This window comes from Streptomyces sp. NBC_00490 (genome assembly GCF_036013645.1).
Lineage (GTDB): Bacteria > Actinomycetota > Actinomycetes > Streptomycetales > Streptomycetaceae > Streptomyces > Streptomyces canus_F.
On record NZ_CP107869.1, the window covers coordinates 9,253,793 to 9,267,050 of the forward strand.

At 71.4% G+C, this 13,258-nt stretch carries 13 protein-coding genes; 7 read left to right on the forward strand and 6 right to left on the reverse strand.

Features of this window, described 5'->3' with window-relative positions; genetic code table 11:
- Positions 1-32 precede the first annotated feature (32 nt).
- The 3 genes from OG381_RS42225 to sthA form a co-directional block, all read right to left on the reverse strand.
- Complete coding sequence (locus tag OG381_RS42225) at positions 33-992, reverse strand: hypothetical protein (protein WP_327721254.1); 960 nt, start codon at positions 990-992, stop codon at positions 33-35.
- Between the two features lie 11 nt (positions 993-1,003).
- Entirely contained in the window at positions 1,004-2,476 is a 1,473-nt protein-coding gene (locus tag OG381_RS42230; protein ID WP_327721255.1) for an APC family permease, read from the reverse strand.
- A gap of 324 nt (positions 2,477-2,800) precedes the next feature.
- Positions 2,801-4,204 (reverse strand): Si-specific NAD(P)(+) transhydrogenase, encoded by a 1,404-nt coding sequence (sthA, locus tag OG381_RS42235; RefSeq protein WP_327721256.1) that lies wholly within the window; start codon positions 4,202-4,204, stop codon positions 2,801-2,803.
- Positions 4,205-4,295: 91 nt separating this feature from the next.
- Here sthA and OG381_RS42240 point away from each other — a divergent pair, with 91 nt between their 5' ends.
- From OG381_RS42240 to OG381_RS42250, 3 genes are read left to right on the forward strand one after another with little or no spacing between them, the layout of a single operon-like run.
- A complete protein-coding gene (locus tag OG381_RS42240) occupies positions 4,296-5,426 on the forward strand; it encodes a sulfite oxidase (protein ID WP_327721257.1) in 1,131 nt (376 codons plus the stop codon).
- The gene (locus tag OG381_RS42245; RefSeq protein WP_327721258.1) at positions 5,399-5,620 is read left to right on the forward strand and encodes a hypothetical protein; all 222 of its coding nucleotides are present in this window, start codon (positions 5,399-5,401) and stop codon (positions 5,618-5,620) included. The genes OG381_RS42240 and OG381_RS42245 overlap by 28 nt, the downstream gene beginning before the upstream one ends.
- Positions 5,593-5,841, forward strand: a complete 249-nt coding sequence (locus OG381_RS42250) for a hypothetical protein (protein ID WP_443061982.1) — start codon at positions 5,593-5,595, stop codon at positions 5,839-5,841. Before OG381_RS42245 ends, OG381_RS42250 begins: the two co-directional genes overlap by 28 nt.
- On the opposite strand, the gene OG381_RS42255 is transcribed toward OG381_RS42250, so the two are convergent.
- Complete coding sequence (locus OG381_RS42255) at positions 5,838-6,044, reverse strand: hypothetical protein (RefSeq protein ID WP_307022585.1); 207 nt, start codon at positions 6,042-6,044, stop codon at positions 5,838-5,840. The genes OG381_RS42250 and OG381_RS42255 overlap by 4 nt on opposite strands.
- Before the next feature lie 141 nt (positions 6,045-6,185).
- On the opposite strand from OG381_RS42255, the gene OG381_RS42260 reads away from it, so the two are divergent.
- Positions 6,186-8,417: an MMPL family transporter gene (locus tag OG381_RS42260; RefSeq protein WP_327721259.1), complete on the forward strand. Its 2,232-nt coding sequence runs from the start codon at positions 6,186-6,188 to the stop codon at positions 8,415-8,417.
- Here the strand turns inward: OG381_RS42260 and OG381_RS42265 are convergent.
- Entirely contained in the window at positions 8,404-9,492 is a 1,089-nt protein-coding gene (locus tag OG381_RS42265; protein ID WP_327721260.1) for a PP2C family protein-serine/threonine phosphatase, read from the reverse strand. The two genes, OG381_RS42260 and OG381_RS42265, sit on opposite strands and share 14 nt — an antisense overlap.
- A 218-nt stretch (positions 9,493-9,710) precedes the next feature.
- Between OG381_RS42265 and OG381_RS42270 the strand changes: the two genes are divergently transcribed.
- The 3 genes from OG381_RS42270 to OG381_RS42280 all read left to right on the forward strand — a co-directional run bounded on the left by OG381_RS42270 (position 9,711) and on the right by OG381_RS42280 (position 12,012).
- Entirely contained in the window at positions 9,711-10,610 is a 900-nt protein-coding gene (locus OG381_RS42270) for a GNAT family N-acetyltransferase (RefSeq protein ID WP_327721261.1), read from the forward strand.
- Positions 10,611-10,680: 70 nt separating this feature from the next.
- The gene (locus OG381_RS42275; protein ID WP_327721262.1) at positions 10,681-10,995 is read left to right on the forward strand and encodes a hypothetical protein; all 315 of its coding nucleotides are present in this window, start codon (positions 10,681-10,683) and stop codon (positions 10,993-10,995) included.
- A gap of 48 nt (positions 10,996-11,043) precedes the next feature.
- Positions 11,044-12,012: a phosphotransferase enzyme family protein gene (locus tag OG381_RS42280; RefSeq protein WP_327721263.1), complete on the forward strand. Its 969-nt coding sequence runs from the start codon at positions 11,044-11,046 to the stop codon at positions 12,010-12,012.
- A gap of 6 nt (positions 12,013-12,018) precedes the next feature.
- Here the strand turns inward: OG381_RS42280 and OG381_RS42285 are convergent, their stop codons facing one another.
- Complete coding sequence (locus OG381_RS42285) at positions 12,019-12,897, reverse strand: Gfo/Idh/MocA family protein (RefSeq protein WP_327721264.1); 879 nt, start codon at positions 12,895-12,897, stop codon at positions 12,019-12,021.
- Positions 12,898-13,258: the final 361 nt, after the last annotated feature.

Genomic DNA, 13,258 nt, shown 5'->3' on the forward strand with positions numbered 1-13,258 from the left:
CACCGGCCGCGACCGCGCTCGGAGCGAGCGCGTCAGGCGCGCAGCCCGACCTCCTTGCGCCACTTGGCGATCTGCTTGTCCGGCTCCCCGGTGTAGGACCAGGGAGTGCGGGTGGCCCGCCGCCCCAGCATCCGGAACAGCGGTCCCGCGACCTCCGTGAGGCCCGCGTGACAGGCCGCGTGCGTCAGGTAGTTGAGGTCACGCAGCTCGGCGGGGGCGACCGGGGCCTCGGGCCGGCCGGCGATCCAGCGCTGCCAGGTGCGGCGTACGTCGCTGACGGCACCGTCGTTGCTCCAGTGCTGGGCGAGCGCCACCGCGGACTGCCGGCCCTTGGCCGCGTCCAGCGCGAACCGGTACTCCTCGACCCGGGCGTACTGCACCAGCACCGGCAGCGCGCAGCCCGGCGGTGCCACTCCGGCCGCGTCGCGGGCGAAGTCGTACATCAGGCCGTGGGTGCCGTGCCAGCGGGCCGAGTAGTAGTGCAGCACCTGGAGGTGCCCCTCCACGCTGTAGGGGTCGCGCTGGTGCAACTCGTCCCACCAGCGCGCCAGTTCCTGCCTCCGGACGCCCGCCGGGTACAGCCGTGCCACGGAGATCAGGGAGATCCACGGGGTGGGGTCCTCCGGGTACGCGTCGGCGGCCTGGAGGCTCGCCATCACCGCGGTGTCGACGCGGTGCTGGTCGATCGGCACGCCGCGCCCCGCGGCGATCGCCAGGTTGAAGGCCCGGGCCGTCTCGGTCGCCGCCCGCAGCACCAGCGCGTCGGCGCTGTGCGGTTCGGCGGCCAGCCATGACTCCGCCGTCGAACTGCCCGCGCAGGCCTGGGCGAGCAGCCGGACCCGGTGGCCGCGGACCGGCCAGTCGGGTCCGGTCGCCCGTAGCAGTTCCCTCAGACCCTGCCAGCGTCCGATGACGATGTCCTGGCGGGCAGTGGTGAGGGGTACGTCCCCGCAGTCGGGGTCGAAGTCGGGAGCGAAGCGATCCCGCGTCATCGCCACATCCCTCAGAAGTCGGTGGAGAGACCCTCGTGGGCACGGGACTGCGCGGGCACGGCGCCGGCGGGGACATAGTCCGCCTCGATGGTGTGGGTGGCGTCGAGTGTGGCGGGCCGGTAGTAGTCGCTGCCCTTCCTCCAGTACCAGAGCATCGGGACCAGCCCGGCGGCGAGTCCGCCGACGCCGATCGTGACGGCGGCCCGGCTGAGCTCGCCCAGCGACTCGATGAAGATCCAGAACATGAACAGGGCGCCCAGCAGCGGCCACAGGCCGCCGAAGAAGAAGTTGGCGGCGGACTTCAGCAGCATCTTTCGATAGGCGACGACGGCCGCGAGGCCCGCCAGACCGTAGTAGACGGCGATCTGCAGACCGATCGCCGAGATCGCGTCGGAGAGGATGTCGCCCACCGAGCCGAGCGCGTTGGAGGCGATGAACATCACCAGCGCCACGGCGCCGACCACGACGATGGCGACCCAGGGCGTGTTCCACTCGCGGTGCACCCTGCCCAGCGCGGCCGGCATCGTACGGTCGCGGCCCATCGCGAACAGCGAGCGGGTGACCTGGATCAGCGTGGTCTCCAGCGTGGCGATGGTGGACAGCATCACCGCGACGATCAGCAGTTTGCCGCCCCAGCCCGGCCAGATCTCCTCGCCCAGCACCGCGAGCACGTTGGCCTCGTTCTCCCGGACCTGTGCCGAGGACAGCACGACGTTCACCGCGATGGTGAACACCTCGAACAGCAGGAAGACGATGCCGACCCCGATCAGGCCCGCGAGTCCGGTCGTACGGCGGCTGTTGCGGGTCTCCTCGCTGAGGTTGCTGGTCACGTCCCAGCCCCAGTAGTAGAACGCGGCGATCAGCGCGCCGGACGCGAAGCCGGCCATGCCGTCGAACTGGCCGAAGCCGAACCAGGACCAGTCGAAGGCGCGGGCGTTGTCCGTGTGCAGGAAGGCCAGGATCGCGAACAGGGCCAGTATCACGAGCTCGACGCCGGACATGAGGAGCTGGGCGCGGACGGTGAGCCGGGCGCCGCCGAGCACGACCAGCAGCATGGCCACGAACCAGGCGGCGCCGACGAGTGTGGACAGCGCGGTGTCGTCGGCGAGGCCCTCGTCGAACAGGGCGAGCGTCATCGAACCGGCCGGCAGTGAACCGGCGACCATGAAGATGGTCGCCGAGACCACGAGCGCCCAGCCGCTGAGAAAGCCCAGGAACGGGTGGAGAGTTCGCCCCACCCATGAGTAACTGGCGCCCGCGTTGACGTCGATGCGGCTGAGATAGCTGAACGCCAGCGCGATGCCCAGCATGGGGATCGCGCAATACAGGAGGGCGGCCGGGCTGGCGAGACCCACCGCGCCGACAAGGACGGCGGTGGTGGCGGCGATCGAGTAGGCCGGGGCGCTTCCCGCGACCGCCATCACCACCGTGTCGAACATGCCGAGGGCGTTGGCCTGCAACCCTCTGCCCCTGCTGTTGCTCATGCTGAAGCTGCTTTCCGTCGTGCACGACGCGAGGGCGACCAGGCCTCGACGGCGTAGGGGGGTGGGGGGTGGAACCCGCCGCGGACCGAGGAGGGATGGCCTCGGCCGGCGGCGGCACATGTGGGGGCGGCGGACACCGTTCAGCGTCGCGTCGGCAGACGGTCACACACCGTGTGTGCGAGTGATGATAGCCCTACCGGATCGCCTTTCAAGATTGACCGGAGGGTAACCTCCCGCTTCCAACTCCGCCGCAGGTCAGGGGCTTTGACGAGGCTCCGCGACGGAGAACAGCGGTTCGGAAGGGCGGATCGGGAGCGGGTTCCCTCAGTCCCCGATGCGGTCGATCTGCCGGAGTTTGTTCGTGGCGTCGAGGGCGGCGACCTTGTAGGACTCCGCGAGCGTCGGGTAGTTGAACACCGCGTCGACGAGATAGTCGACCGTGCCGCCGCAGCCCATCACGGACTGGCCGATGTGGATGAGCTCGGTGGCGCCGGTGCCGAAGCAGTGCACGCCGAGCAGCGTGCGGTCCTCGGGGGAGACCAGCAGTTTCAGCATCCCGTGCGAGTCGCCGATGATCTGTCCGCGGGCCAGTTCGCGGTAGCGGGAGATGCCGACCTCGAACGGGACACTGTCCTCGGTGAGTTGATCCTCCGTCCGGCCCACGAAGCTGATCTCCGGGATGGTGTAGATGCCGATCGGCTGGAGGTGGTGCATCCGCCCGACGGTCTCCCCGCAGGCGTGGTAGGCCGCCGACCGGCCCTGCTCCATCGAGGTCGCGGCCAGCGCCGGGAAGCCGATGACGTCGCCGACGGCGTAGATGTGCGGCACCTCGGTGCGGTAGTGCTCGTCGACCGTGATCCTGCCCCGGCGGTCCGCCGCCAGCCCCGCCTTGTCGAGATCGAGGTCGTCGGTGAGCCCCTGCCGTCCCGCCGAGTACATCACCGCGTCGGCGGGGATCTTCTTGCCGCTCTCCAGAATGGTGAGCGTGCCCCGGGGGTGCCGCTCGACCGCGGCCACCGTCTCCCCGAACCGGAATGTCACGGCGAGGTCCCGCAGGTGGTACTTGAGCGACTCGATCACCTCGACGTCACACATGTCGAGCATCCCGGCCCGTTTCTCGACCACGGTGATCTTGCTGCCGAGCGCGGCGAACATGGACGCGTACTCCATGCCGATGACTCCCGCGCCGACGATGACCATGGACCGCGGAACGTGTTCCAGGGCGAGGACGTTGTCCGAATCCAGGATCGTCCGCTCGTCGAACTCGACCGTGTCCGGCCGGGCGGGCCGGGTGCCGGTGGCGATGACGATGTGCTCGGCGCTGATCATCCGTTCATGGCCGGTCACCTCGCGCAGGGCGACGGTGTGGGCGTCGACGAAACGGCCGGTGCCGGCGTAGAGGGCGACGTGGTTGCGGGAGAGCTGGCTGCGGATGACGTCGACCTCCCGGCCGACCACGTGCTGGGTACGGGCGGTCAGGTCGGCGACGGTGATGTCCTCCTTCAGCCGGTAGCTCTGCCCGTACAGATCGCGCTGGGTGAGACCGGTGAGGTACAGCACCGCCTCGCGCAGCGTCTTGGAGGGAATGGTGCCGGTGTGGATGGAGACCCCGCCGACCATGTCGGGGCGGTCGATGACGGCCACTCGGCGGCCCAGCTTGGCCGCGGCGATGGCGGCCTTCTGGCCACCCGGTCCTGATCCGATGACAAGCATGTCGAAGTCGGGCACCTTCCGCAGTCTGGCAGTTCGAGGGCCCGCTTCGTAAGGGTGAACCGGCAAGCAGCGTGCAAGGGTTGGCTCGCGGCGCGACACTGGTGTCATGGGTCATCGACTCGGAGACGTGAGCGCACCCGCCCGGCTGGCCGCCCCCGACGAGGGCATCGGCCCGGACGAACTCGCCCTCGCCACCCGCAACCACGGACTGCCCCTGGAAGCCCTGCGGCACGACCTCACCCCGCCGGGCCTGCACTATGTGCTGACGCACTACGACATCCCCTACGTCCCCGACGCCGCCGCGTGGCAGCTCACTCTCGGCGGCCTGGTCCGCCGCCCGCTGCGCCTGGACCTGGCCGGACTGCGGGCGTTCCCCCAGGTCACCACCCGGGTGACGTTGGAGTGCGCCGGCAACGGGCGGGCCCTGCTGACGCCCCGGCCGGTGAGCCAGCCCTGGCTCGTCGAAGCGGTCGGCACCGCCGAGTGGACCGGCGTGCCGCTGCGGCTGCTGCTGGCGGAGGCCGGCATCGAGCCCGGTGCCGTCGACGTGGTCTTCACCGGCGCCGATCACGGGGTGGAGCGCGGGGTGGAGCAGGACTACCAGCGCTCCCTGTCCGTCGAGGACGCCACGGGCGGCGAGCCCGAGGTGCTGGTGGCGTACGCGATGAACGGCGCCCCGCTGCCGCCGCAGCACGGGTATCCCCTGCGGCTGGTGGTGCCCGGCTGGTACGGCATGGCCCACGTGAAGTGGCTGCGCGACGTGAGCGTCGTCGACGAGCCGTTCACCGGGTTCCAGCAGGCCGTCGCCTACCGCCTGCGGGAACGCCCCGAGGACCCGGGCGAACCCGTCACCCGTATTGCGCCACGCGCCCTGCTGGTGCCGCCAGGCTTCCCGGACTTCATGTCACGGACCCGGGTGGTGCGGCCGGGCGAGGTCCCGCTGGAGGGACGCGCCTGGTCCGGGCGGGCCCCGGTGACCCGGGTCGAGGTGAGCACGGACGCCGGACGCACCTGGCACGAGACCGAACTGGAGCCGGACGCCGGGCACCGCTGGGCATGGCGCCGCTGGCGCCTCACCTGGACGGCGACGCCCGGCCAGCACCTGCTGGGCGCCCGGGCCACCGACGCCGAGGGGCACACCCAGCCGCTGGACCAGTCCTGGAACCGGGGTGGGTTCGCCAGCAACCTGGTCCAGCGGGTTCCGGTGCTTTGCCTGGACGAGGACGCACCGGTCTGACGGGCCCGGACGGCAGGTGCCGCTGGCGTCTCGCCTGGACGGCGGCGCCCGGCGAGTGTCTGCTGAGCGTGCGGGCCACCGACGCCGAGGGGCACACCCAGCCGCTGGACCAGTCCTGGAACCGGGGTGGGTTCGCCGCCAACCTGGTCCGGCGGGTTCCGGTGCTTTGCCTGGACGAGGACGCACCGGTCTGACGGGCCCGGACGGCGGGCGGCGCTGGCGTCTCGCCTGGACGGCGGCGCCCGGCGAGCACCTGCTGAGCGTGCGGGCCACCGACGCCGAAGGGCGCACCCTGCCGCTGGAGCAGCCCTGGAACCGGGGTGGTTTCGCCGGCAACCTGGTCCAGCGGGTTCCGGTGCTCTGCCTGGATGAGCACGCACCGGGCTCGGGCGGTGGCCCGCCGGACAGGCGCTAGGGCAGCAGCTTCTCCATGGCGGCCGGTCCCTCGGCTTCCAGCTTGCGCCTGGCCCACTCCAGGTTGCGCGGGGTGAGGTCCCTGCCTGCGGCGAGCACCAGGTCCTCGGGCGACACCTCGGTGCCGGTGCGGGTGTGGAGCAGGGCGTCCGGGGTGGCGCGGTCCTCGGACGGACCGGACGCGTCGGGCTGTGACGTCGGCATGATCTCTGCTCCTCGGGTCGTCATCGGGTCCGATATCACCATTCACCCCGGGAGCGCCGTGTGCATCCGGAGCGGTCGCACCCGGGATGCCGAGGAGATCACGCGGGCGTGTAATGGGGGGAGCGAACAAAGGTCCAGGACATGTCACCCACCCGAGGTACCGCAGGGGACGAGGGGACCGCCGCCGTCGGGGCATTGCGACGGCTGGGCCAGTGGTGTGCCCGGCACTTCGTGATCGTCATCGTGGCCTGGCTGGTCGCGCTGGTCGCCCTCCAGGCCCTGAACCGGTCCGTCGGCGGGGAGTACGAGGACAACTTCTCCCTGCCCGACGTGCAGTCCCAACAGGGCCTGGACGTCCTGAAGAAGCACGACCCGGCGGCGGGCGGCTACAGCAGCCAGATCGTCGTGCACGACGGCGACAAGGCCCTCACCTCGCTGGACTCCCAGATGTCGACGACCGTCGGCGACCTCCAGAAACTCCCGCACGTCCTGGCCGTCCAGAACCCGCTGACCGCCACCGCCTCGCCCGTCGGACCGCTCTCCTCCGACGCGAAGACGGCGTACATCACCGTCCGCTTCGACGTACAGCCCTCCACCCTGGGCGACGAGTACCTGGACGGGGTGGACACCTCGGTGCAGCCGCTGCGGTCGGCCGGCGCCGACGTCGAGTACGGCGGACCGCTCGGCGAGCTGGCGCGGCCCGCCGCCGACGACCGGGTGAGCGAGTTGATCGGTTTCGCGGTGGCGATCGTCGTCCTGCTCGTCGGCTTCGGCAGCGTGATCGCCGCGGGTCTGCCGCTGCTGACCGCGTTGATCAGTGTGATCGGCGGGCTCGCCTGCCTCGGACTGCTCGCCGCCGCGTTCACCTTCGCGACCGTCTCGCCGACCCTGGCCACGATGATCGGACTGGGCGTCGGCATCGACTACGCCCTGTTCCTGATCACCCGTCATCGCCAGCACCTGATGAACGGCGCCGACCCGGTCACCGCGGCGGGCCGGGCCACCGCGACCAGTGGCCGTGCCGTGCTCGTCTCCGGCTGCACGGTCATCGTCGCGCTCGCGGGCCTGTCCGCCTCCGGTGTCTCCTTCATCAGCAAACTCGGTCTCGCCGCCGCCGTGACGGTCGTCTCCGCCGTGCTCGGCGCGCTCACCCTGGTCCCGGCCCTGCTCGGGCTGATCGGCACCCGTATCGACCGCTACCGGGTGCGCCGCCCCGTCGCCGAGACCGACGCCGGGGAGGGCGCCGAGCCGCACGGCACCTGGCACCGCTACGCGCTCCGCGTGGAACACCACCCGCTGCGCTATCTGGCCGTGGGCGTGGCAGCCGTCGCCGTCCTCGCCATCCCGGTGTTCTCCATCCAGCTCGGTCACATCGGCGACGGCGCCGACCCCACCTCCTTCACCGACCGGCGCGCCTACGACCTGATGACCGACGCGTTCGGCCCCGGCTCCAACGGCCCGCTCACCGTCGTCATCGACCAGACCTCCGTATCGGACGCCGACCGCTCCGCCCTCACCTCACAGGCCCAGAAGACCCTCGACGGTGTCGCCGGCGCGGCCACCGTCACCCCGCTGACGACCACCAAGGACGGCGACGTCCTGATCGGCACGGTCTACTCGAAGACGTCCCCGCAGAGCGCCGCCACCACGGACCTGACCAACCGCCTGATCGACGACACCCTGCCCGCCGCGGTGTCCGGCACCGACGCCCAGGGCTACGTCACCGGCACCACCGCGGCCCAGGTCGACTTCCGCGACATCGTCTCCAGCCGGCTGCCCCTCATCATCGGCGTCGTGGTCGCCCTGGCCTTCCTGATCATCCTCGCGGTCTTCCGCGGTCTGCTCGTCGCGATCAAGGCTGCCGTCCTCAACGTCCTGTCGATCGCCGCTTCCTACGGGGTCGTCGTCGCCGTCTTCCAGTGGGGCTGGGGCGGTCCCGCGCTGGGGGTCTCCGGCAAGGTGCCCATCGAGAGCTATGTCCCGATGATGATGTTCGCGATCATCTTCGGACTGAGCATGGACTACGAGATCTTCCTGCTGTCCCGGGTGCACGAGGCCTGGCTGCGCACCGGGGACGCCAAGGCGTCGGTCGCCCACGCCCTGGAGATCACCGCGAGGGTCATCACCTGCGCGGCACTGATCATGGTGAGCGTCTTCGCGGCGTTCATCGTCAGCGACAACATCGTGGTCAAGATGCTCGGCCTGGGGCTCGCCGTGAGCGTGCTGATCGACGCGACCATCGTCCGGCTGCTCATGGTTCCGGCGGTCATGACGCTGCTGGGCCGGCACGCCTGGTGGACCCCGAGGTGGCTGGACCGGATCCTGCCACACATCGACGCCGAAGGGGAGCGTGAACCGGTCAGACAGGACTGAGGACGAGCATCGTCACATCGTCCAGGACGGTTCCGCCGTACCCCCTCAGATCGCGCCACACATGCCGCACCATGACCGCGGGATCGTCATCGGCGAACCCGGTGAGCCGGTCGAGCAGCGGATAGAAGGCACCGTCGGCACCCCTGGCCTCGGAGACACCGTCGGACGCGAGGAAGAGCCGGTCACCGGCGCGCAACGGCACCGTGACCCCCACCGCCGGGCCGGCCCCGGACAGCCCCAGCCCCAGCGGTACACCCGCCGTCACCTCCAGCTCCGCCACCCGCCCCTCGCGCAGCAGCAGCGGCGCCGGATGCCCGCACACGACGATGCGCACGGCCCGTGCGTCGGCGGAGAACTCCAGCACCACGGCCGTGGCGAACAGCTCGGCGTGCGGCACGTCCGCGGAATCCACCACCAGCCTGCGGTCGAGCCGGGCCGCCACCGATTCCGGGTCCGGCTCGTCCAGCACCGCCTCCCGGAACGCGCCCAGCAGGGAGGCGACCGTCGCGACGGCCGACAGCCCGTGCCCCTGCACATCGCCCATCACCGCACGCACACCGTGCGGGCCTCGCCGTACGTCGAAGAAGTCACCGCCGACGAGCGTGCCGCGCTGTGCCGCCCGGTACAGCCCCGCACACCCCACCGGCCCCACCCGCTCCGGCAGCGGCGGCACCACGGCCCGCTGGGCGGCCTCGGCGACCGCCCGTTCGGTGACCAGCTGGGCGTCGCGCCTGCTCCGTACGTAGGACACCAGCACACTCAGCGCGGCGACGAAGGAGACGGTCAGCAGATCGGTGGTGCCGGGGTCGTTGAGCCGGAACGCCGGGACCACCAGCACGGTCCCCACGAGGGTGCCGAGGAGCGCGGTGCCGGCGGGGCCGTAGGACAGTACGGCCAGCGGCGGGATGGCCCCCAGCAGGAAGCCGATGTCGAGGGGGTCGGGGCTGGCCAGGGTCACCGCGCACACCCCCGCGAGCAGGGCGGGCGGCAGCACACGTACCCAGCCGGGCGGCGGTGCGCCGTGCAACCAGCCGCGTCGGTCCCGGTGGTCCCGTGTGACCTGCGCCTTTCCCACGCCTCTACGGTCCTCCGACCCGGTGCGCCGCGCACGCCGGGGAAATTCGCTGGACGCCGCCCGCGGGAGCTTCTAACGTGAGCGCGTCACGCCCCGAGACCGACGGAAGGAGGCGAGTGCCGTGCAGTACACCGACATCCCGCGCTCCCTTTCCGTCGCCCCCGGCGTGCGCCTCTGAGCTTCCCGGGAGCGCTCCACGCAGCATCCCGGAGGAATCCATGACCGCAACGGTCATCCGCCAGCTCGACGACAGCACCGCCCATGAGTTCGACTCCCTGCCCGACCCGCTCGGGGTGCGCGCCGCGCACCCGCTGACCCGGCACCGCCCCGACTGGCAGCGCGTGGCACTGCGCGACGGCCGGATCGTCGCCAGGGCCGCCTGGTGGGGCGGCCCCGACGACACCGAACCGCTCTGCGTCGACCGGCTCGACATGGCCGACGGCGAGACGGAGGCGGCCGCGGAACTCCTGCGCTCGGCGCCCTGGCGGGTCGACATCGACTTCAGCCTGCCGCCCGGCTGGCGCGAGGACCCGGGCCTGCGCACCGCGGTCGATGCCCGCTTCACCGCCGCACGGGCGGCCGGATACGAGCTTCTGGTCGAACGCTTCAACTACCGCTGGACCCCCGCCTGCGGGTTGCCCGAACGGCCCGGACGTCTGGTCTTCAGCGCCGAACCCGACGACGCCGTCTTCTTCGACGCGCTGCGCCGCATCCACTCCGCCACCTTGGACGCCCACGCGCTGAAGGCCGTCGAGGAGGGCGGCATCGACAAGGCGGCGCAGGAGGAGCTCGACTTCTTCCGCTGGTGCCCGTCGCCGCGCGAGTGGTGGCAGGTCGCGTACACGCCGGAAGGAGAGCTGGTGGGGATCCACATCCCGGCCCGCAACCACCAGGCCCCGATCGTCGGCTTCATCGGCGTCGTGCCCGAACAGCGCGGACACGGCTACGCCTACGACCTGCTGACCGAGTGCACCCACCACCTCGTCGCGCAGGGCGCCGAGTTCATCGTCGCCGCGACGGACCAGGGCAACGTCCCGATGGCCGCGCACTTCGCCAAGGCCGGCTACCCGGTCACACGCGAACGCGTCAACTTCCATCTGCCGGCGGACGCGCGGTAGGCCAGGGCGCCGCTGTCAGTGCCGGATGGCAAGGTGTCCATGAGAGTCGGCACCGGGTGACGGAGGCGTAGTGGGGTTCGACAGCCAGGTGTGGCATCTGCACAGCGGCGACGTCCCGGTCGGGGAGATCCTGATCGACGAGGCCGACTTCCCCTGGCTGTCGGGCCGCTTCACGGCCGCTCCGGCCTTCGACGGCCTGCGGGAGCTGTTCGTCCGCGAACTCGCCCTGACCGAGGACCTGGGAGAGGAATGGGAGCGGGCCTACGACGAGATCCGGCGACGCGTGTCCCTGACCTCGCCGGACGGCCCGGTCCCCGAGTTCCTGCTGCACATCGAGGGCGACCGGGCCTGGTTCCGCTGGAGCGACAAACCCTTCGACGAGTAGGTGCCCTTCCTGCGATCTTGGGTGGTTGAGACGCATGGAGGAGATCTGATGCAGAGCGCCGCGGACCTGATCGCCGACACCTACGCACTGGGCGACGGGCCCTGGACGATGACGCCCGTCACCCGCGGCGCCCTGGGGCAGATCTGGAAGCTGACCGGGAACGGCACGTCGTGGGCGGTGAAGGAACTGATCTTCGGCGGCACCGAGGAGCAGTTCCGGTACGAGATCGCCCTGCGCGACGCCACCGAGGGTCTGGGGATCTCCGCACCTCGGCTCCTGCCCAACCGCGACGGCACGCACGTCTCGCAGCTCGACGGGTCCGCCGTGAAGCTCTACGACTGGGTCACCGGAACCCAGGCGGACCCCACCGACCCGGACATCCTGAGCTGGTGCGGCCGGACCCTGGCTCTCCTGCACCGGGCGGGCCGGGGCGCGACCGACACCCCGAACGCCTGGTACGAGGAGTGCCCCCGGGACACCGACTGGACGGAGCTCCACAAGGAGGTCCGCCGGGCCGGAATGCCGTGGGCCGACGAGCTCGGCCGGTTCATCGACACCACGGCGCCCGAACTCGCGCGGTACGTCTCCCCGTCCGGCCCCGGTGAGCTGGTGGTGTCGCATCTCGACATGCACCCGCAGAACGTCCTGGTCGGCCCGGCCGGCCCGGCCCTCCTGGACTGGGACAACGCCGGACCCATCGCGGCCGAACGCGAACTCGCCCGGGTCCTGTACGCATGGGCGGGCGGCAACGACTTCGCCGCCGGATCCGCGCGCCGGCTCGTGCGGGCGTACGTGGACGCCGGCGGCCCTGCGACGGTCAGGAGCCTGGACGCGTTCTCGATGCTGTTCGCGACGGATCTGAACTTCGTCAAGGTGCAGGCCGAGGGTGCGATCGATCCGGACGCGACCACCGCACAACGCGAGTTCGCGAGCGGGAAGGTCGTCGACACGCTGGCGAGTCTGCCGGATCCGGCCGCCGTCTCCCGGCTGACGGAGGCCGTCGAGGGGGAGTGGTGAGCGGCGTCAGCCGCCCAGCAGGGCCTCAGCCGTCGCCAGGATCTCGGTGACCCGCAGCCCGAACGTGGCGTCGCACGGATGCGGACGGCCGCTGCGAGCGGCGGCGAGCAGCGCGTCCGCGGCCCGTTCGAGCGCGGGAACGGCACCGTCCGGGCTGCGGGGGAGGAGCGTGACCCCGCCCTCGCCGCGCAGTTCGACCGACGCACCCGCCGCCGCGGGCGGCGCCGTCAGGCTCAGCGTCAGCGTGCTGGACGCGCCACCGGTGTGGTGGAGGACCAGGTGCACGGTGTCCGCGGGACCGCGCACCGCGGCGGCCACCTGCCGTACGTCGCCCAGGACCGGCAGCAGCACCGACAGGGCGTGCGGCCCGACGTCCCACAGCGCACCCTTCTCCCGCCGCCACGGTGAGGCGCCGAACGGACTGTCCGTGGTGAACACCGCGCCGAGCCACTCGGCCCGCGCGGTGAACCAGCCCTCGACGGCGGACTGTTCGGTGATCCATGCGTCGGTCACGCTCTGGAACCGGGTCGTGAAGAAGACGACCGAGGCGACCTGCGCCTCCTGGACGGCCGCGACGACGGCCCGGCCCTCCTCGACCGTCGGCGCGAGCGGCTTGTCCAGCAGCAGATGGCAGCCCGCACGCGCCGCCCGCACCGCCAGACCGGCCTGGACGGCGGGCGGCAGCGCCACCGCGACGGCGTCCACATCGGCGAGCAGCGCGTCGACGTCGTCGTAGGCCCGTGTGCCGAAGCGGCCCGCCAACTCCTTGGCCGCTTCCGGACGGCGGCCCCAGACTCCGACGAAATCCAGCTCGCGGTGTGAGCTCAGGGCGGGCGCGTGCGCCCCCTCGGCCCATGAGCCCGTGCCGAGCAGTCCGATGCGCATGGCCCCGCCTTTCCACACCCCGAAGGTCCAGCCAGAGAGTGCCACACGCACCTGAGGGCCGCGCAACCGGAATGCGGGGAAAGATCGATGACCTGTCCGGGCCTGGCACCGGAGCGTCCGGATACGTCGGAGTCGGCCCGGTTGCGAGCGGTGGCGTGGCCGGGTTCGGCCCGATGTCTCGACGGGCCCGCCCTCGCCGTGCTCCGGGCAGGCGGAACGCCTGCGGTGATTCAGTCCTCGCGGTGCTGAATACGTTCGTGTTCTTCTATTGGACCTGCGGGCCGGGGCGGGTTCAGGCTGGTGTGCGACCGGTGCGGTGCAACCGCTTGCCGGTGCCCATCGTCCCGCGACAGCCCGGAAG